This is a genomic window from Rhizorhabdus antheiae (assembly GCF_049889055.1).
Taxonomy (GTDB): Bacteria; Pseudomonadota; Alphaproteobacteria; order Sphingomonadales; family Sphingomonadaceae; genus Rhizorhabdus.
In genome coordinates this window covers 32,724-50,368 of record NZ_JBLTWO010000011.1, presented here as the reverse complement: position 1 = coordinate 50,368, position 17,645 = coordinate 32,724, and the positions used below count along the sequence as shown (strand labels likewise).

The 17,645-nt window shown below is 64.9% G+C and carries 19 protein-coding genes; 14 read left to right on the top strand and 5 right to left on the bottom strand.

The window, feature by feature from the left end; translation table 11 throughout:
- Positions 1-8 precede the first annotated feature (8 nt).
- Entirely contained in the window at positions 9-887 is an 879-nt protein-coding gene (gene serB / locus ACNI3R_RS17810) for a phosphoserine phosphatase SerB (protein ID WP_426185816.1), read from the bottom strand.
- On the opposite strand from serB, the gene miaA reads away from it, so the two are divergent.
- From miaA to ACNI3R_RS17780, 6 genes are all read left to right on the top strand, one after another.
- Positions 880-1,827 (top strand): tRNA (adenosine(37)-N6)-dimethylallyltransferase MiaA, encoded by a 948-nt coding sequence (gene miaA / locus ACNI3R_RS17805; RefSeq protein WP_426185814.1) that lies wholly within the window; start codon positions 880-882, stop codon positions 1,825-1,827. The genes serB and miaA overlap by 8 nt on opposite strands.
- Positions 1,828-1,888: 61 nt before the next feature.
- Positions 1,889-3,643 (top strand): acetolactate synthase 3 large subunit, encoded by a 1,755-nt coding sequence (locus tag ACNI3R_RS17800; protein WP_426185812.1) that lies wholly within the window; start codon positions 1,889-1,891, stop codon positions 3,641-3,643.
- 33 nt (positions 3,644-3,676) lie between these two features.
- The gene (gene ilvN, locus ACNI3R_RS17795; protein ID WP_296625023.1) at positions 3,677-4,192 is read left to right on the top strand and encodes an acetolactate synthase small subunit; all 516 of its coding nucleotides are present in this window, start codon (positions 3,677-3,679) and stop codon (positions 4,190-4,192) included.
- A 120-nt stretch (positions 4,193-4,312) separates the two neighbouring features.
- Positions 4,313-5,332 carry a ketol-acid reductoisomerase gene (ilvC, locus tag ACNI3R_RS17790; RefSeq protein ID WP_426185810.1) on the top strand — a complete coding sequence of 340 codons (1,020 nt, stop codon included), beginning with the start codon at positions 4,313-4,315 and terminating at the stop codon, positions 5,330-5,332.
- A gap of 95 nt (positions 5,333-5,427) precedes the next feature.
- Positions 5,428-6,045, top strand: coding sequence for a YceI family protein (locus tag ACNI3R_RS17785; RefSeq protein WP_426185808.1), 618 nt, complete (start codon positions 5,428-5,430; stop codon positions 6,043-6,045).
- A gap of 55 nt (positions 6,046-6,100) precedes the next feature.
- Entirely contained in the window at positions 6,101-7,132 is a 1,032-nt protein-coding gene (locus ACNI3R_RS17780; RefSeq protein WP_426185806.1) for a hypothetical protein, read from the top strand.
- Here the strand turns inward: ACNI3R_RS17780 and ACNI3R_RS17775 are convergent.
- Positions 7,129-7,536: a (deoxy)nucleoside triphosphate pyrophosphohydrolase gene (locus tag ACNI3R_RS17775; RefSeq protein WP_426185804.1), complete on the bottom strand. Its 408-nt coding sequence runs from the start codon at positions 7,534-7,536 to the stop codon at positions 7,129-7,131. The genes ACNI3R_RS17780 and ACNI3R_RS17775 overlap by 4 nt on opposite strands.
- A 94-nt stretch (positions 7,537-7,630) precedes the next feature.
- On the opposite strand from ACNI3R_RS17775, the gene ACNI3R_RS17770 reads away from it, so the two are divergent.
- Both ACNI3R_RS17770 and ACNI3R_RS17765 read left to right on the top strand, forming a co-directional pair.
- A complete protein-coding gene (locus ACNI3R_RS17770) occupies positions 7,631-7,819 on the top strand; it encodes a Flp family type IVb pilin (RefSeq protein WP_426185802.1) in 189 nt (62 codons plus the stop codon).
- Positions 7,820-7,971: 152 nt separating this feature from the next.
- Positions 7,972-8,139 (top strand): Flp family type IVb pilin, encoded by a 168-nt coding sequence (locus ACNI3R_RS17765; protein WP_426185800.1) that lies wholly within the window; start codon positions 7,972-7,974, stop codon positions 8,137-8,139.
- An 82-nt stretch (positions 8,140-8,221) separates the two neighbouring features.
- Here the strand turns inward: ACNI3R_RS17765 and ACNI3R_RS17760 are convergent, their stop codons facing one another.
- Together ACNI3R_RS17760 and ACNI3R_RS17755 are read right to left on the bottom strand one after the other, a co-directional pair.
- Positions 8,222-9,670: a M48 family metalloprotease gene (locus ACNI3R_RS17760; protein WP_426185798.1), complete on the bottom strand. Its 1,449-nt coding sequence runs from the start codon at positions 9,668-9,670 to the stop codon at positions 8,222-8,224.
- Positions 9,671-9,729: 59 nt separating this feature from the next.
- Positions 9,730-10,671: an acetyl-CoA carboxylase carboxyltransferase subunit alpha gene (locus ACNI3R_RS17755; RefSeq protein WP_426185796.1), complete on the bottom strand. Its 942-nt coding sequence runs from the start codon at positions 10,669-10,671 to the stop codon at positions 9,730-9,732.
- Between the two features lie 190 nt (positions 10,672-10,861).
- On the opposite strand from ACNI3R_RS17755, the gene ACNI3R_RS17750 reads away from it, so the two are divergent.
- Positions 10,862-11,317, top strand: a complete 456-nt coding sequence (locus tag ACNI3R_RS17750; protein WP_426185794.1) for an Hsp20 family protein — start codon at positions 10,862-10,864, stop codon at positions 11,315-11,317.
- Positions 11,318-11,682: 365 nt separating this feature from the next.
- On the opposite strand, the gene ACNI3R_RS17745 is transcribed toward ACNI3R_RS17750, so the two are convergent.
- Complete coding sequence (locus ACNI3R_RS17745) at positions 11,683-12,702, bottom strand: IS110 family RNA-guided transposase (protein ID WP_426185923.1); 1,020 nt, start codon at positions 12,700-12,702, stop codon at positions 11,683-11,685.
- A gap of 248 nt (positions 12,703-12,950) precedes the next feature.
- Between ACNI3R_RS17745 and ACNI3R_RS17740 the strand changes: the two genes are divergently transcribed.
- From ACNI3R_RS17740 to ACNI3R_RS17720, 5 genes are read left to right on the top strand one after another with little or no spacing between them, the layout of a single operon-like run.
- Entirely contained in the window at positions 12,951-13,505 is a 555-nt protein-coding gene (locus ACNI3R_RS17740; RefSeq protein WP_426185792.1) for a F0F1 ATP synthase subunit delta, read from the top strand.
- A gap of 2 nt (positions 13,506-13,507) precedes the next feature.
- The gene (atpA, locus tag ACNI3R_RS17735; RefSeq protein ID WP_426185790.1) at positions 13,508-15,037 is read left to right on the top strand and encodes a F0F1 ATP synthase subunit alpha; all 1,530 of its coding nucleotides are present in this window, start codon (positions 13,508-13,510) and stop codon (positions 15,035-15,037) included.
- Between the two features lie 56 nt (positions 15,038-15,093).
- Complete coding sequence (locus tag ACNI3R_RS17730) at positions 15,094-15,978, top strand: F0F1 ATP synthase subunit gamma (protein ID WP_426185788.1); 885 nt, start codon at positions 15,094-15,096, stop codon at positions 15,976-15,978.
- A gap of 27 nt (positions 15,979-16,005) precedes the next feature.
- Positions 16,006-17,457, top strand: coding sequence for a F0F1 ATP synthase subunit beta (gene atpD / locus ACNI3R_RS17725; protein WP_426185786.1), 1,452 nt, complete (start codon positions 16,006-16,008; stop codon positions 17,455-17,457).
- The gene (locus ACNI3R_RS17720; protein ID WP_426185784.1) at positions 17,457-17,645 is read left to right on the top strand and encodes a glutathione S-transferase; all 189 of its coding nucleotides are present in this window, start codon (positions 17,457-17,459) and stop codon (positions 17,643-17,645) included. Before atpD ends, ACNI3R_RS17720 begins: the two co-directional genes overlap by 1 nt.

Genomic DNA, 17,645 nt, shown 5'->3' with positions numbered 1-17,645 from the left:
CTCCGGGTTCAGATCACCCAATCCTTGCGGGCATAACCCTGCGCATAGAGCAGCGCGGTCAGGTCGCAATGATCGACCCGCGCTCCGGCGGCTGCCGCCGTCCTGGGCTTGGCGTGATAGGCGACGCCCAGGCCTGCCGCCTGGATCATCGGGATATCGTTCGCGCCATCGCCCACCGCCAGGCAGGCGTCCGGCGCGATCCCATGCGCCGCCGCTTCAGCGAGCAGCGTCTCCCGCTTGGTCGCAGCCCCCACGATCGGGCGTGCGACGGTGCCCGCGAGCTTGCCATCGACGATCTCCAGCACGTTGGACAGGGCGCGAGTGAAACCGATGTCCGCCGCCACGCGGTCGGCGAACGCGGTGAACCCGCCCGAGACGAGATAACAGTCGGCGCCGTGCGCCCGCATCGTGCGCACGAGCTCGCACGCGCCACCCATCAGCACGACCCGCTCGGCATGGCAGCGATCGATCACCGACGCGTCGAGCCCCTTGAGCAGGGCAACGCGAGCATCGAGCGCCCCCTCGAAGTCAAGTTCTCCCCGCATCGCACGCTCGGTGATCTCGGCGATCTGCGGCTTGATCCCGGCATAGTCGGCCAGTTCGTCGATGCATTCGATCGTGATCATCGTCGAATCCATGTCGGCCACGAGCATCTTCCGCTGTCGCTCGGCCTCGACCTGGACGATGACGTCCACGCTGCCGATCGCGCCTTCCAGAGCGGTGCGAACCGCCGGTGCATCGCCCTGGAACCGGATATCGCAGGCAACGCCCTCATCGAGCCAGAGCTGGCCGGTCGGCGTGGCGCCGGCCGAGCGGATGTGGTCCTCGGCTGCGGAAATATCCCCTGCGGCGAGCCGTTCGGATGCTATCAAGGTGGCGATGAACACAAGCAATTCCCCGTCGACGATTCCGGTCGCGCTTATTGCGGGGCCGACGGCCAGCGGCAAGTCCGCATTGGCGGTACGGCTGGCCGAACTGTCCAACGGCGTCGTGATCAACGCCGATGCCAGCCAGGTCTATGCCGACCTGCGCATCCTGTCTGCGCGCCCCGACGCCGCCGAGGAAGCCCGCGCGCCGCATCGGCTGTTCGGCTATCGCGACGCCGCGACCGCGTGCAGCGCCGCCGACTGGGCCGCCGACGCGCAGGCGGCTATCGATGAGGCCGCATCCGAGGGCCGGCTGCCGATCCTCGTCGGCGGCACCGGGCTCTACCTGCGTACATTGCTGTTCGGCATTGCGCCGGTTCCGGATATCGATCCTGGTGTAAGAGCCGAGGTCCGCGCCCTGCCCGCAGACGAAGCCTATGCCAGCTTGCTGCGTGAGGACCCGGCAATGGGCCATCTACATCCGAACGACAGCAGCCGTATCGCCCGCGCGCTGGAGGTCGTACGGTCGACAGGGACATCCCTGTCGGACTGGCAACGGCGGCTCGAAGGCGGGATCGCCGATCGCGTCTCGATTGCCGCCCGCATCCTCCTGCCGCCGCGCGATTGGCTCCGCGAGCGTTGCGACAGGCGCTTCGAAGCCATGCTGGAACAGGGGGCTATCCAGGAAGTAGAAGCTCTGCTGGCGCGGCAACTTTCATCCGACTTGCCTGCGATGCGGGCGATCGGCGTGCCCGAGATTGCGGACTGGCTGGGAGGCCGGATCGACCGCGAGACGATGGTTGTCCAGGGTCAGGCGGCGACCCGGCAATATGCCAAGCGCCAGTACACCTGGTTCCGCCACCAACCGCCAGCCCACTGGCCCACCGTTCAAACGCAACTCAATAACTCAACGATAGATAAAATAGCAATTAAGTTACACGCAGAGGCGTTGACAGCATAGTTTATTGTCTTTAGGCAGCCCGGCTTCAACCAGCGCGCTGCGGCGCACAAGGGGACGTGACATGACTGCCGAGATGACCGGTGCCGACATATTGCTCCAGGCTCTGACCGACCTGGGCGTGGAGGTCGTGTTCGGCTATCCCGGCGGCGCGGTCCTTCCGATCTACGACGCACTGTTCAAGCAGAAGCGCATTCGCCACATTCTGGTGCGCCATGAGGCGGGCGCGGTGCATGCGGCCGAAGGCTATGCCCGCTCGACCGGCAAGCCCGGCGTGGTGCTCGTGACCTCGGGTCCCGGCGCGACCAACGCCGTCACCGGCATCGCCGACGCGCTGATGGATTCGATCCCGCTGGTGGTGCTGACGGGCCAGGTGGGCACTCCGCTGATCGGCACCGACGCCTTTCAGGAGTGCGACACGGTCGGCATCACCCGCCACTGCACCAAGCATAATTATCTGGTGAAGGATCCGGCCAAGCTCGGCGACGTGATCCACGAAGCTTTCCACATCGCGACCTCGGGCCGCCCCGGCCCGGTCGTGGTCGACCTGCCCAAGGACGTGCAGGTGGCGAGCGCCGCCTATCGCAAGCCGTCGATCCAGGCGCTGCCGCACAAGGGCTATCGCCCGCAGGTGAAGGCCGACACCGCCCTGCTCGAAACAGCCGTCGAGATGCTGGCGGCGGCCGAGCGGCCGATCCTCTACACCGGCGGCGGCATCATCAACGCCGGCCCGCTTGCCAGCCAGGTCCTGCGCGAACTGGCGCGGATCACCGGCGCGCCGGTGACCTCGACTCTGATGGGCCTCGGCGCCTTCCCGGCGTCCAGCCCGCAATGGCTGGGCATGCTCGGCATGCACGGCACCTATGAAGCCAATATGGCGATGAACCGGGCCGACCTGATCCTGTGCCTAGGCGCGCGGTTCGACGACCGGGTGACCGGGCGTCTCGACGCCTTCTCGCCGAACTCCAAGAAGATCCACATCGATATCGACCGTTCGTCGATCAACAAGACGGTCCGTGTCGATCTCGGCATCGTCGGCGATGTGGGTCGGGCGATGGAGGACATGGTCAAGCTGTGGAAGGGACGCCAGCACAGCGCGCAGGACTTGACCGGCTGGTTCGGCCAGATCGACGAGTGGCGCGCACGCAAATGCCTGAAATATCCGGCCTCGACCAAGGAGATCATGCCGCAGCTCGCGATCCGCAAGCTGTGGGAGGCGACCCATGGCCGCAAGCCGATCATCACCACCGAAGTCGGCCAGCACCAGATGTGGGCCGCCCAGCATTTCGATTTCGAGGGGCCGAACAAATGGCTGACCTCGGGCGGGCTCGGCACGATGGGCTATGGTCTGCCCGCGGCGATCGGCGCACAGCTGGGTAATCCCAACGCGCTGGTGATCGATATCGCCGGCGAAGCCTCGATCCAGATGAACATCCAGGAACTGGGCACGGCCACCCAGTATCGTCTGCCGGTCAAGATATTCATCCTCAACAACGAATATATGGGGATGGTCCGCCAGTGGCAGGACCTGACCTATGCCGGGCGCTATTCGGAATCCTACAGCGACGCGCTCCCCGATTTCGTGAAGCTCGCCGAAGCCTATGGCTGGAAGGGCATTCGCATCGAGGACCCGGCCGACCTGGAAAGCGGGATCGCGGCGATGATCGCCTATGACGGCCCGGTGATCGTCGACTGCCGCGTGGCGAAGCTCGCCAATTGCTTCCCGATGATCCCGAGCGGCGCGGCGCACACCGACATGATCCTGGAGGCCGACGAGGTGGTCGGCGAGATGGACGACGAGGCCAAGGCGCTCGTCTGATCCCTGCCCCGCCCCTTCGACAAGAGACCCGATATGCACATCAAGCAGCAAGAGACCGAACGGCATACCCTGTCGGTGACCGTGGACAACGAATCCGGCATCCTCGCCCGGATTGCCGGCCTGTTCTCGGCGCGTGGCTATAATATCGACAGCCTGACGGTGGCGGACATCACCGAGGACGAGAAGATCAGCCGCATCACCATCGTCACCACCGGAACGCCGGAGGTGATCGAACAGGTCGTGGCCCAGCTCGACCGCATGATTCCGGTCCACAAGGTCACCGACCTGACCGCGCTCGGCCCCCATGTCGAGCGTGAGCTGGCGCTGGTGAAGGTGGTCGGCACGGGTGATCAGCGGATAGAGGCGCTTCGCCTCGCCGAGGTCTATCGCGCCCGTGTGGTCGACGCCACGATCTCGAGCTTCATCTTCGAGGTCACCGGCGGGACCGAGAAGATCGACAAATTCCTCGAGCTTATGCGCGAGGTCGGCCTGGTCGAAGTGTCGCGCACCGGTGTTGCGGCGATCGCCCGGGGCAAAGAAGCGCTTTAAGGGCGGCAGGAACAAGCAGGGTCGACGGACGGGCGCCCGCCCGTTACGGGGCCAGTCACATTTTTCAAACAGGCGACCGTCTCCATCCGGATGCCGGGCCGCGTCACAGGGAAGCACATCATGCGCGTCTATTATGATCGTGATGCCGACATCGGCCTCATCAAGAGCAAGAAGGTTGCCATCGTCGGCTATGGCAGCCAGGGCCACGCCCATGCGCAGAATCTGCGCGACTCCGGCGTCGCCGAAGTCGCCATCGCGCTGCGTCCCGGTTCGGCGACCGCGAAGAAGGCCGAAGACGCCGGCTTCAAGGTCCTGTCGAACGCCGATGCCGCCAAGTGGGCCGACATCATCATGGTGCTGGCGCCCGACGAGCATCAGGCCGCGATCTACAATGACGATCTGCGCGACAATATGAAGCCGGGTGCGGCGCTCGCCTTCGCCCACGGCCTGAACGTGCATTTCGGTCTGATCGAGCCGCGCGCCGACATCGACGTGTTCATGATCGCGCCGAAGGGCCCGGGCCACACCGTCCGTTCCGAATATCAGCGCGGCGGCGGCGTTCCCTGCCTGATTGCGATCGCGCAGGATTCGAGCGGCAACGCGCACGACGTCGCGCTGTCCTACGCCTCGGCGATCGGCGGCGGTCGTTCGGGCGTCATCGAGACGACCTTCAAGGAAGAGTGTGAGACCGACCTGTTCGGCGAGCAGGCGGTTCTGTGCGGCGGCCTCAGCCACCTGATCATGGCCGGCTTCGAAACGCTGGTCGAGGCGGGCTATGCCCCCGAAATGGCCTATTTCGAGTGCCTCCACGAGGTGAAGCTGATCGTCGACCTGATGTATGAGGGCGGCATCGCCAACATGCGCTACTCGATCTCGAACACAGCCGAATATGGCGACATCCACACCGGCCCGCGCGTCATCACCTCGGAGACCAAGGCCGAGATGAAGCGCGTCCTCGACGACATCCAGAAGGGCAAGTTCGTCAAGCGCTTCGTCCTCGATAACCGCGCTGGCCAGCCCGAGCTCAAGGCGAGCCGCAAGCTCGTCGCCGAGCATCCGATCGAGAAGGTCGGCGCCGAGCTGCGCGCGATGATGCCCTGGATCGGCAAGAACAAGCTGGTCGACAAGGCCAAGAACTGAGCGATCGATGCCGAAACGGATCGTTTCGGTTTAGGCGATTGTTGAACGGGCGGCAGGCGATAGTCTGTCGCCCGTCGTCGTTTTCGGAGGATTGCATGAAGATCACCGCCTTCGCCCTCGTCATGGGCATCTCGATCGCCGCCGTTCCGCTTGCCGCACAGATGCCGAAAGCGCCTCCGGGCTCGTCCGACGTCCGCCGCGTCACCGCAGGCACCTACACCGTCGATCCGGGCCACAGCCAGGTGACCTTCACGGTCAATCATCTCGGCTTCAGCACCTATCGCGGCCTGTTCGGCTCGCTCACCGGCTCGATGACGATCGATCCCAAGGCCCCGGCGAAAGCCAAGGTCTCGATCGACATCCCGATGTCGGGCATCACCACCACGGTCGAGAAGCTCGACGAACATCTGAAGGCCCCCGACTTCTTCGACGCCGCGAAATATCCGACCGCCCATTTCGAGTCGACCTCGGTCCGCGCGATGGGCAAGACCGCGAAGATCAGCGGCAATCTGACGATCAAGGGCGTCACCAAGCCGGTCGTGCTCGATGCCGTGTTCGTCGGCGCCGGCACGATGATGGGCAAGCGCACGATCGGTTTCGACGCCACGACCACCATCAAGCGCAGCGACTTCGGCGTCAGCTACGGCATCCCCCTGGTACCCGACGCGGTGCCGCTCCAGATCAGCGTCGCCTTCGAGAAGCCCGAGGCCTGACGACTGGACGGGGCGGCTCTGGACAGCCGCCCCGCCCCGTTCCATGCATCGCGCGATGACCAGCGCGCGGAAGAATTGGCTATGGGCGCCGCCGATTGCTGCTGCGCTGCTGCTATCGTCGATTTCGGACGCATATGGCGCAGAACCCGGCCGAAGCGAAGCCGAGGCGGCTGTGGCACCTGCGGACATTCCTCCGAAGGAAGCCGCGCTGGTTCGCGCAGGCAAGGTTTCCGAGGCGCGTCGGCTATATCTTCGCCGAACCGGCAAAGTCCGTAAGATCGACGCCCGCTCCGAGGCCGCCCAGCGCTTTGCGCTGTTCGTCTATCGCGAGAGTCCTGCTCTGTCGGACGAAACTGGCGCGATCATCCTCGACCTGTTGCAGGAGGCGGTGGACGGATTTCGCCTGTCGCTGGGCGTCGATGCGCCGGAAGTCGCCACCGCATTGATGCAACGGGCCGAGGTCGAACGGCTGCTCAACGCAGAGGATCCGGCCGCGTGGACCGACATCGCTTATCAACAGGCCTATCGCATCCGCTATGCCCGTCTCGGCCCGTCCGCTCCGGAAACCCTGGCGGCGCTGATATCGCTTGCCGAAATCCAGGCCCTGCCGTCCCGGGTGGGTGACGACCCCGCTTCGGTAGAGTCCGTAGCGGATGTGCTGAGGCAGGTCATGCTGCTCACGAGAAGTGCGAGCGACGAAGAGGCTCTGGCGCTGCGCCAGGACGCCGAACGGGCGCTCGCCCGCCTGGAATCGCGCTATGGCGGGCAGACGATGCGGGGGCGGCGTCCCCGGATCGCGGCTGCACAAGCGAGTGCCGCCTGCCCGGCCGCCTCGCTTCAGGACTCGATTGTCCTTTCTGGCGAAACAGCTGGCCTGCAGGGAGTGCGAACGCGGTTCCGCAAGGCGGGCCTCGATCTTCAACCGTGCGGCGCTCTGCTGATCTTTCCGCTGGGACCGGGGACCGATCCGACCCCGGTGCTCGGCATATTGTCCGACATTTCTGCAGGCCGCGTGCCCGGCGTGACGATCGGCCTGTCCGGCGCTCCGGTCGAGGCTCCATCGCCTGCGCTACCACCCCGCCCCTAGACCAGGGCCTCGAGCAGGCCGATCAGCGGTCGGTCCGCCGGAGGCATGTCCAGCCCGTGGAGTTGCACCGGCGCGACCCATTTGATCGCCGGCGCCTCGAGCGGCTGCACCATTCCGCGCCATTTCCGGCAGATATAGAGCAGCAGGACGAGATGCTTGTCGCCGAGCGGTTCGCTCGCGAAGCAGGCAGGCGCCAGGCATGCGCGCTCGACGTCGATCGCCAATTCCTCGCGAAGTTCGCGGATCAGCGCCGATTCCGGCGACTCGCCCGGCTCGACCTTTCCGCCCGGAAACTCCCACAATCCGCCCATATTCTTGTCGGCCGGGCGCTGCTGGACAAGGACACGGCCATCGCCGTCGATCAGCGCGGCCGCGACGACGAACAGGGTCTGCACCGGATTCATGACAATTTCCTTAGGGCTTTCTTAAACCGTAGCGCTTACGAAATGAGCAAGCCGGTGCAAAGCGCGGCCGTTCGCCATTTGGTCGAGGATCGATATGAAGCCCGAATCCGCCATTCGCCAGCGTCTGCGCGCTCTTGCCCGCGACGAGCGCGGTGCCAGCGCCGTCGAATATGGCCTGATCCTCGCGCTCGTATTCCTGGCCATCATGGGCGCGGTCGTCGGCCTCGGCAGCTCCGTGCAATCGCGCTGGAACGACATATCGAACAAGGTTTCCGCTACGTAATTTTACATCCGCTACGTAATTTTACGTGAGATCGCGCCTCGCGTTAACCGAATGACAGTAACTCACCCATTACGGTCGCTGTGTTGGCCCCATGGTTGAAGGCCAGCCGGGCCGGGCAAACCACCCGAATTCGGGACTCGGGAGTAAGAGTTATGAAGTTCATTTCGAAGCTGCTGAAGAACAGCAAGGGCGCTACCGCGATCGAATATGGCCTGATCGCCGCGCTCATCGCCGTCGCCGCGATCACCGCGATGACGAGCCTGGGCAATCAGCTGCAGAAGACGTTCTCGAACGTCTCCAACAATATGAAGGCGAGCTGATCGGGCCAGCGCCCAGCTTAGCTGCTGTCCGCGAGGGGCGGCCGGTCTTGCACCGGCTGCCCTTTTGCCGCGCGCTTTCGACTTAGGGCGCGCGAACGATCAGCTTTACGCGATCCCCGGCCTGCAGGCGGCTATCTCGCTCCAGTGAATTGAGCACCAGGAAACGCTCCAGCTGCGCGTCGGAAAACGCCATCTGGCGCGCCAGCGATTCGGCACTGTCGCCTGCCTTCACCCGCACGACCTTGATGCGGTAGCCCTTGGCGGCAGCTGCCTCCGCGGCGGAAAGGCGCCGCATGCTCTCGACCAGCGGCTGGAACGGGCCGATGCCCTGACCCGACCGCGCCATCGTCACGAAATGATAGGCGATGGGACCATTATCCGGGCGATAGGCGAAGACACCGACATCCAGTGGCCCGGCATTGCTGTTGCCGGTCCCGAAAGCGTAGCGAAAGTCGATCCCGTTGGCCTTGCCCGAACGGATTCCCCCATAGCGCATGTTTGGTTGAAGGGCGGCGAACACCTGACCGACATAGCCGTCGAGGCCGTTCTGGCCGAGCTTGGCGCCGGAGAAGGTCGCCTGCCCGCCAGAGCCGGTGATCGTCACCGCCGCATCGCCATTGTTGAGCGTGTAGCCACTGGGCACGGTGAACGCTAGCCGCTGGGTCGGGAGCCGGAACTCGCGGCCCTCGGTATAGCCCTTGGCCGGGTCTTCACCCCAGGCGAGCCCGTCGACCGCATCGAGCAGCGCATCGCGATTCCGGTTGCCACGACCGGCCTTGCCGGTGGCGTCGGCCTTGGATGCCGCCCGGCGGACGCGGTCCTCAGAATTGGGGTGGGTGCTTGCCCAGGTCGGAAGAGAGTTCTTCTGTCCGGTCAGGCGCGCTTCCAGCGATTGCTGGTCTCCCAGAATCGCAAGCATGTCCGACGAGGCCAGCGGGTCATAACCTGCGCTGGCGAGATAGCGCACGCCCAGATCGTCGGCCTGATATTCCTGCGTCCGGGAAAAGCCCTTGGTGATCAGGTCGGCGCCGACCCCGGCTCCGCGACCGATCAGGCTGCCGACGCCCGAATTGCCTGCCACCGCCCCGACGATTCCCGCCAGCACCGACGTTATTGTCGCGGTCTGCTGTCGTTTGGCGGAATGACGGGCAGCGACATGGCCGACCTCGTGGCCCAGCACCGACGCCAGTTCGGCTTCGTCGTTCATCAACGCAAGAAGGCCGCGCGTAACGTAAACATAGCCGCCGGGGATTGCGAAGGCGTTGTTCACGGGCGAATCGAGCAGCGTGACGGTGAAGTCACGCTCCGAGTTGGACAGACCCGACTGGACCGCGATCTTCTTGCCGACGCGTGACACATAGTCCGCCGCCGGTCCCTTCATCGCGCCACCGAACTCCTGAACGAGTTGCGGATGCGCCTCTGCGCCCGTCTTCCGGTCGCTCTCCGAAATCGACGGTGCCTGGGCCAGTGCTGGTGCAGCGGCAAAGGGAACAGCCAGCGCGACGCAGGCTGGGATCAGAAATCTGGTCATGCGTGCCCTCCTCTGCACCGCATAAAGCCCGCGTCGCGGAACGGTTCCGTTACGAGCGGTCAGCCGATCGCGAGAAACTTATCCCGACGGGCCGCTCGCAGCGTCGCCGGTTTCTTGCCGCTCAGCTTGTCGAGTTCGTCGCCGATCGCCTCGCCGAGTGCGGCGATCGCAGCCGCCGGGTCGCGATGCGCGCCGCCCACGGGTTCGGGAACGATGCGGTCGACGACGCCCAGCTTTTGCAGGTCGGCGGCGGTCATCTTCATCGCTTCGGCTGCGTCGGCGGCCTTGTCGCCGGTGCGCCACAGGATCGACGCGCAGCCTTCGGGCGAGATCACCGAATAGACGGCATGTTCGAACATCAGCACGCGGTTGGCGGCGGCGACGGCAATGGCACCGCCCGACCCGCCCTCGCCGACGATCGCCGCGACCATCGGGACGCCGAGCGCGAGACACGCCTCGGTCGAGCGGGCGATCGCTTCCGCTTGCCCGCGCTCTTCCGCCTGCACGCCCGGGAAGGCACCCGATGTGTCGACCAGCGAGACGACCGGCAGGCCGAAGCGGTCGGCCAACTCCATCAGCCGGATGGCCTTGCGATAGCCCTCGGGCTTGGCCATGCCGAAATTGTGGCGGATGCGCGAGGCCGTGTCGTCGCCCTTCTCATGGCCGATCACCATGACCTTGCGATCGCCGATGCGGCCGAGGCCGCCGATGATCGCCTGGTCGTCGGCAAAAGCGCGATCCCCGGCCAGCGGCACGAAATCGCTGACGAACCCCGCGACATAATGTCTGAAATGCGGGCGTTCCGCGTGGCGCGCGACCTGCGTCTTCTGCCAGGGCGACAGCTTCGCATAGGTGTCGCGCAAAAGCTTTTCGGACTTGGCCGCGAGCTTTGCGACCTCGCTGTCTATGTCGAGCGACCCCGCATGCGCGGTCGACCGGAGTTCGGAGATCCGCGCCTCAAGCTCGGCGATCGGCTTTTCGAATTCGAGATAGGCTACCATGGGCCCCGGTTAGGCGGACCTGCGGCCCCAGTCAACGAACGCGCCTCCTATGCCGATCGAGAGTACCCCTTGAAGGTCCGGGACACCCTCCTATCTCGATGCTGTCGGCCGTCGCCATCCGGGGCGGATCGACAGCCCGGCGGGTCTCCCGCGGGCACAGGTCAATCGCTTTGATGAGGACATGGACCATATGCGTACTCTTGATTTTGCCCCCCTCCTCCGTTCGTCGATCGGTTTCGAGAATCTCAACCGCCTCGTCGACTTCGCGCGCGGCGACGGCGACAGCTATCCGCCCTACAATATCGAGAAGACCGGCGACGGCGCCTACCGCATCCAGATGGCGCTGGCGGGCTTCACGCGCGAGGAAATCGACGTCACCGTCCAGGACAATATGCTGATCATCATCGGCCGCGCCGCCGAGCCGACCGAAGAAGGTCAGCGCGAGTTCCTGCATCGCGGAATCGCCAAGCGTGCCTTCGAACGCCGCTTCCAGCTCGCCGACACGATCAAGGTGACGGGTGCAGGCTATGAGAATGGCCTGCTCAACGTCGAACTGGTCCGCGAGATTCCGGAGCACAAGAAGCCGCGCCGCATCGCCATCGATGGTGTCGAGCCGGCGGCCGTGATCGACGCGAAGGCGGCCTGAACGCTTCAGCGCAAAACGGAAGAGGAAAGCCGGGCCGCGAGGTCCGGCTTTCCGATTCGGAACCACATGCGGACGAACAGCAGCGCCCATCGCGGGATCGGAAGAGGGCCTCGTTCACGTCATGTCTGGACGGCGCTCCTCGTCAAGGGTTTTGATGCGTTGTTGTGTTGAACGGGTGCGGTCATATCTTCGGCCTGTTGGATGCGGTGGTTGCCGCTGGCCCTGATGATTGTCCGCTGCCGGCGGCGTGCCTCTATCACCGTATCGCGCTCGTAGCGCTGACGCTGCACCGGGCTGTGCCGCCTTGTTGTCCGCTTGTCACATCACCGCATGGGCACCCTGAACGAGCTGGAAGAATGGTGGCCTCAGGCTCCGGCGTATCGCGTCTGGCGTGAGAGCTGGGCGAAGGCGATCCGTGCCAACTTGTTGGCTATGGCGACCGCAACGAGCTTGAACGCCTTGGTCGCGAGCAGCTTCCTGGCCCACATCCGTAGGGGATCTTCATGCCGGGCATGGTGATGGAGAACGGCATGTGCGCCGACGACCAGCAGTTTCCTGAGATAGGCGTTGCCCATCTTTGTGATCCGGCCGAGCCGTTCCTTGCCGCCCGAGGATCGCTGGCGCGGGACCAGCCCGAGAAAGGCAGCAAACTCGCGTGGACCTGAGAACTGGCGCACGCCATCGGGGCCCAGCGTGGCGACGAACGCATCGGCGGTAAGGGGTCCGATACCGGGAATGGACATCAACAGCCGGGCATCCGCGCTGCCACGCGCGGCTTCGAGGATCGCCTTGTCGGCTTCGGCGATGGCGGCATCCAGATGGCCGAGTTGCTCCACCAGAGGCACAAGCGCCTGAGCCACACAGGTCGGCACCTCGTCGTGGCCAGCCGCGACGAGCGCTGCAAGCGCGCGTGCGTTGCAGGCTCCTTGCGCGGCGATGACCCCGGCCTCGGCCAGATGGCCGCGCAGCGCGTTGAGCAATTGGGTCCGCTGGGCGACGATCAGTTCGCGTACCTTGTGGCGCATCAGCACCGCCTGGTTCTCGACCGAACGGACGGCCACGAAGCGCATCGACGGTCGCGTCACTGCCTCGCAGATCGCTTCCGCATCGGCGGCATCGTTCTTCTGGCGCCGCACGTAGGGCTTCACATAGGCAGGCGGCATCAGTTTCACGTCATGCCCCAGCGAAATCAGCGCACGCCCCCAATGATGGGCCGAGCCGCATGCCTCCATACCCACCCGGCAAGGCGGCAGACGCCGGAAAAAGTCCGCCACCTCGCGTCGCCTGAGCGAACGGTTCAGCACTACCCGGCCCTCGGCATCGACGCAGTGAACCTGGAAGACATGCTTGGCCAAATCGAGGCCGACGACCGTGACAGTCGACAAATCGCTTGATAGCTTGCTCATGTGGATGGTGCTCCATGGTGGACCTTCGACAGTCACACTGTGGAGAATGTCGCTATGCGACTCAAACCTCCCTCAGAGCGCCGTCCACACCATCACCGTAACTTAAGCCCCTTCCTGCCTTGCATAGTGGGGGCACCCCTGCTAACCGCGCCGCAACCCATGGGGGGACGCTTCCGGCGGCCCCTTTTTTCGCATGGGCCGAACCAACTATGGGGGATTGAAAGCGCGTGGAGAATTCCGGCGGTATTCAGGCTAGCCTCAGCGGACGTTATGCGACTGCGCTGTTCGATCTGGCGCGTGACGAGAAGGCGATCGATGCGGTCTCCGCGAGCCTTCAGACGCTGAAGGGCGCTCTCGCCGATTCGGAGGATTTCCGTCGGCTGACGACCAGCCCGCTCGTGTCGCGCGCGGAAGCGCTGAAGGCAGTCGCAGCGACGGCGGAGGCCCTCGGGCTCGATCCCTTGACGACGAAGTTCCTGGGCGTGCTTGCGCAGAACCGGCGCCTCGGGCAGACCGCCCAGGTCATCCGTTCCTTCAACCAGCTGGCGGCAGCCCATCGCGGCGAGGTGACCGCCGAGGTGACCTCCGCACGTGCTTTGACCGCAACGCAGGTCAAGGCGCTCAAGGCCAAGCTCAAGACCCAGCTCGCCCGCGACGTCGCGGTCGAACTCTCCGTTGACCCGTCGATCCTCGGCGGCCTGATCGTCAAGGTCGGCTCGCGCCAGATCGACGGTTCGATCCGCTCCAAACTGAACTCCCTCGCGATTGCGATGAAAGGCTGAACATGGATATCCGCGCCGCAGAAATCTCGAAGGTCATCCGCGACCAGATCGCCAGCTTCGGCACCGAAGCGCAGGTCTCCGAAGTCGGCCAGGTGCTGTCGGTCGGTGACGGTATCGCCCGCATCCACGGCCTCGACAATGTCCAGGCCGGTGAGATGGTCGAGTTCGCCAATGGCATCAAGGGCATGGCCCTCAACCTCGAAGCCGACAATGTCGGCGTCGTGATCTTCGGGTCCGACAGCCAGATCCGCGAAGGCGATGTCGTCAAGCGGACCGGCACCATCGTCGACGTTCCGGTCGGCAAGGGTCTGCTCGGTCGCGTGGTCGATGGCCTCGGCAACCCGATCGACGGCAAGGGCCCGATCGTTTCCGATCAGCGCAGCCGCGTCGAAGTCAAGGCGCCGGGCATCATCCCGCGCAAGTCGGTGCACGAGCCCGTGCAGACCGGCATCAAGGCGCTCGACGCGCTCGTTCCCGTCGGCCGTGGCCAGCGCGAACTGATCATCGGCGACCGCCAGACCGGCAAGTCGGCCGTCGCGATCGACACCTTCATCAACCAGAAGGAAGCGAACAAGGGCGACGACGAGAGCAAGAAGCTCTATTGCATCTACGTCGCCGTCGGCCAGAAGCGCTCGACCGTTGCCCAGCTCGTCCGCACGCTGGAAGAGAATGGCGCGATGGAATATTCGATCGTCGTCGCCGCGACCGCGTCTGACCCCGCCCCGCTCCAGTATCTGGCGCCCTATACCGGCGTCGCCATGGGCGAATATTTCCGCGACAACGGCATGCACGCCCTGATCGTCTATGACGATCTGTCGAAGCAGGCTGTCGCCTATCGTCAGATGTCGCTGCTGCTGCGCCGCCCGCCAGGCCGCGAAGCCTATCCGGGCGACGTGTTCTATCTCCACAGCCGCCTGCTCGAGCGCGCCGCGAAGCTCAACGACGCCAATGGCAATGGTTCGCTGACGGCGCTGCCGATCATCGAAACCCAGGCGGGCGACGTGTCGGCCTACATCCCCACCAACGTGATCTCGATCACCGACGGTCAGATCTTCCTTGAGACCGACCTGTTCAACGCCGGTATCCGTCCGGCCATCAACGTCGGTCTGTCGGTCAGCCGCGTCGGTTCGGCCGCCCAGACCAAGGCGATGAAGAAGGTCGCCGGCTCGATCAAGCTCGAGCTCGCCCAGTATCGCGAGATGGCGGCCTTCGCGCAGTTCGGCTCGGACCTCGACGCTTCGACCCAGCGGCTTCTCAACCGCGGTGCGCGCCTGACCGAGTTGCTCAAGCAGCCGCAGTTCAACCCGCTGCCCTTCGAAGAGCAGGTCGTGTCGATCTTCGCCGGCGTGAACGGCTATATCGATGCCTTCCCGACCGCCTCGGTCGTCCGCTTCGAAGCAGCTTTGCTTTCCGAGATGCGCTCGAAGCATGCCGACATTCTGGCCGACATCCGCACCTCCAAGGATCTGTCGGACGAGACCAAGGGCAAGCTCAAGGCTGCGCTCGAAGCTTTCGTGAAGACCTTCGCCTAAACGCTTGGGGCGCTGGAGACATCCGGCGCCGCATATCGAAGAAAGACGGACAGTAAATGCCCAGTCTGAAGAGCCTGAAGGTCCGCATCACCTCGGTGAAGTCGACCCAGAAGATAACCAAGGCGATGAAGATGGTCGCTGCCGCCAAGCTGCGCCGTGCGCAGCAGGCGGCCGAGGCCGGGCGCCCCTATGCCGAACGGCTCAACGCCGTGATGGCGAGCCTTGCCTCGAAGGTGACGATCGGCCCGCAGAGCCCCAAGCTCCTGGCGGGAACCGGCAGCGATCAGGTTCACCTGCTCGTCGTCGCGACCTCCGAGCGCGGCCTTGCGGGTGCGTTCAACACCAACATCGTTCGCGCGGCCCGCAAGACCGCCGAGAGCCTGCTCGCGCAGGGCAAGACGGTGAAGTTCTATCTGATCGGCAAAAAGGGGCGCGCTGTGATCGCCCGCCTCTATCCGGGCAAGATCGTTCATCAGGTCGACCAGAGCCATATCAAGAATGTCGCCTTCGACGACGCCCGTCAGGTCGCCGACGAGCTGATCGCGCGTTACAATGCCGGCGAGTTCGACGTGGCGCATCTGTTCTTCGCCAAGTTCCAGTCGGCGCTGGTCCAGGAGCCGACCGAGCTCCAGATCATCCCTGTTCCGCTCGCCGCTGACACAGGCGCTGCGGCGACCGGCGCGTCGGCGGCCGTCGAATATGAGCCCGACGAGGAAGCCATCCTCACGGAGCTGCTGCCGCGCAACGTCGCGATCCAGCTGTTCCGCGCGATGCTCGAAAACGCCGCGTCCGAGCAAGGAAGCCGCATGACCGCGATGGACAATGCGACCCGCAACGCCGGCGACATGATCAACCGTCTGACGATCCAGTACAACCGGACCCGCCAGGCCGCGATCACCACCGAACTCGTCGAAATCATCTCGGGCGCCGAAGCGCTCTAACGAACCAGGCCAGCAAGGAAACCCAACATGGCTACCACCACCAACAATGTCGGGCGCATCAGCCAGGTCATCGGCGCCGTCGTCGACGTGACCTTCGATGGCGGCACCCTCCCCGCGATCCTGAACGCGCTCGAGACGAAGAACGGCGACAACCGCCTTGTTCTCGAAGTCGCGCAGCATCTGGGCGAAAACACCGTCCGCACGATCGCGATGGACGCCACCGAGGGCCTGACCCGCGGCCAGGCCGTGACCGACACCGGCTCGCAGATCCGCGTTCCGGTCGGCCCGAAGACGCTCGGCCGCATCCTCAACGTGGTCGGTGAGCCGATCGACGAGCGCGGCCCGGTCGACACCGACCTGAGCGCCCCGATCCACGCCGAGGCCCCGCTGTTCGTCGACCAGTCGACCGAGACCAGCATTCTGGTCACCGGCATCAAGGTCATCGACCTGCTCGCGCCTTATTCCAAGGGCGGCAAGATCGGCCTGTTCGGCGGCGCCGGCGTGGGCAAGACCGTGCTCATTCAGGAGCTGATCAACAACATCGCCAAGGGCCATGGCGGCACCTCGGTATTCGCCGGCGTCGGCGAGCGTACCCGTGAGGGTAACGATCTCTATCACGAGTTCCTCGACGCAGGCGTCATCGCTAAGGATGCTGACGGCAACCCGACCCCCGAGGGTTCGAAGGTCGCTCTGGTGTTCGGCCAGATGAACGAGCCGCCGGGCGCCCGTGCCCGCGTCGCTCTGTCGGGCCTGACGATCGCCGAATATTTCCGCGACGTCGAAGGCCAGGACGTGCTGTTCTTCGTCGACAACATCTTCCGCTTCACCCAGGCGGGTTCGGAAGTGTCGGCGCTGCTCGGCCGCATTCCTTCGGCCGTGGGCTATCAGCCGACCCTGTCGACCGACATGGGCGCGCTGCAGGAGCGCATCACGTCGACCAACAAGGGCTCGATCACCTCGGTGCAGGCGATCTACGTTCCCGCGGACGATCTTACCGATCCGGCGCCGGCCACGTCCTTCGCCCACCTCGACGCCACGACCGTTCTGTCGCGCGCCATCTCCGAGCTGGGCATCTACCCGGCCGTGGACCCGCTCGACTCGACCAGCCGCGTGCTCGAGCCGCGCGTCGTCGGTCAGGAACATTATGAGACCGCCCGCGCCGTCCAGGAGACGCTGCAGAAGTACAAGTCGCTGCAGGACATCATCGCGATCCTCGGCATGGACGAGCTGTCGGAAGAGGATAAGCTGACCGTCCAGCGCGCCCGCAAGATCCAGCGCTTCCTGTCGCAGCCCTTCCACGTCGCCGAAGTCTTCACCGGCATCTCGGGCAAGTTCGTGTCGATCGAGGACACGGTGAAGTCGTTCAAGGCCGTCGTCGACGGCGAATATGACCACCTCCCCGAGGCTGCCTTCTACATGGTCGGCGGCATCGACGAAGCGGTCGAGAAGGCCAAGAAGCTGGCCGCCGAAGCGGCCTGATGGAAGACCGGCCGCGCCTCGAGGACGCGGTCAACGAACTCTGCCCCTGGTCGGGAAAACCGATCGCGGCGGATTCGCTGACCCGCTATCGCGGCGCGGTCGTCGGCTTCTGTAACCCGGGTTGCCGGGACAAGTTCGAAAAAGCCGCGACGGCCTTCGACCTTGCCCTGCAAGCCAGACAGGATTGA

Coding starts and splice junctions, on each gene's coding strand:
- ACNI3R_RS17760 (WP_426185798.1), bottom strand. CDS start 9,670: ATGACCAGATTTCTGATCCCAGCCTGCGTCGCGCTGGCTGTTCCCTTT.
- ACNI3R_RS17750 (WP_426185794.1), top strand. CDS start 10,862: ATGCGTACTCTTGATTTTGCCCCCCTCCTCCGTTCGTCGATCGGTTTC.
- ACNI3R_RS17755 (WP_426185796.1), bottom strand. CDS start 10,671: ATGGTAGCCTATCTCGAATTCGAAAAGCCGATCGCCGAGCTTGAGGCG.
- ilvC (WP_426185810.1), top strand. CDS start 4,313: ATGCGCGTCTATTATGATCGTGATGCCGACATCGGCCTCATCAAGAGC.
- ACNI3R_RS17785 (WP_426185808.1), top strand. CDS start 5,428: ATGAAGATCACCGCCTTCGCCCTCGTCATGGGCATCTCGATCGCCGCC.
- ACNI3R_RS17765 (WP_426185800.1), top strand. CDS start 7,972: ATGAAGTTCATTTCGAAGCTGCTGAAGAACAGCAAGGGCGCTACCGCG.
- atpA (WP_426185790.1), top strand. CDS start 13,508: ATGGATATCCGCGCCGCAGAAATCTCGAAGGTCATCCGCGACCAGATC.
- ACNI3R_RS17730 (WP_426185788.1), top strand. CDS start 15,094: ATGCCCAGTCTGAAGAGCCTGAAGGTCCGCATCACCTCGGTGAAGTCG.
- ACNI3R_RS17770 (WP_426185802.1), top strand. CDS start 7,631: ATGAAGCCCGAATCCGCCATTCGCCAGCGTCTGCGCGCTCTTGCCCGC.
- ACNI3R_RS17775 (WP_426185804.1), bottom strand. CDS start 7,536: ATGAATCCGGTGCAGACCCTGTTCGTCGTCGCGGCCGCGCTGATCGAC.
- atpD (WP_426185786.1), top strand. CDS start 16,006: ATGGCTACCACCACCAACAATGTCGGGCGCATCAGCCAGGTCATCGGC.
- ACNI3R_RS17800 (WP_426185812.1), top strand. CDS start 1,889: ATGACTGCCGAGATGACCGGTGCCGACATATTGCTCCAGGCTCTGACC.
- miaA (WP_426185814.1), top strand. CDS start 880: ATGAACACAAGCAATTCCCCGTCGACGATTCCGGTCGCGCTTATTGCG.
- ACNI3R_RS17720 (WP_426185784.1), top strand. CDS start 17,457: ATGGAAGACCGGCCGCGCCTCGAGGACGCGGTCAACGAACTCTGCCCC.
- ilvN (WP_296625023.1), top strand. CDS start 3,677: ATGCACATCAAGCAGCAAGAGACCGAACGGCATACCCTGTCGGTGACC.
- ACNI3R_RS17780 (WP_426185806.1), top strand. CDS start 6,101: ATGACCAGCGCGCGGAAGAATTGGCTATGGGCGCCGCCGATTGCTGCT.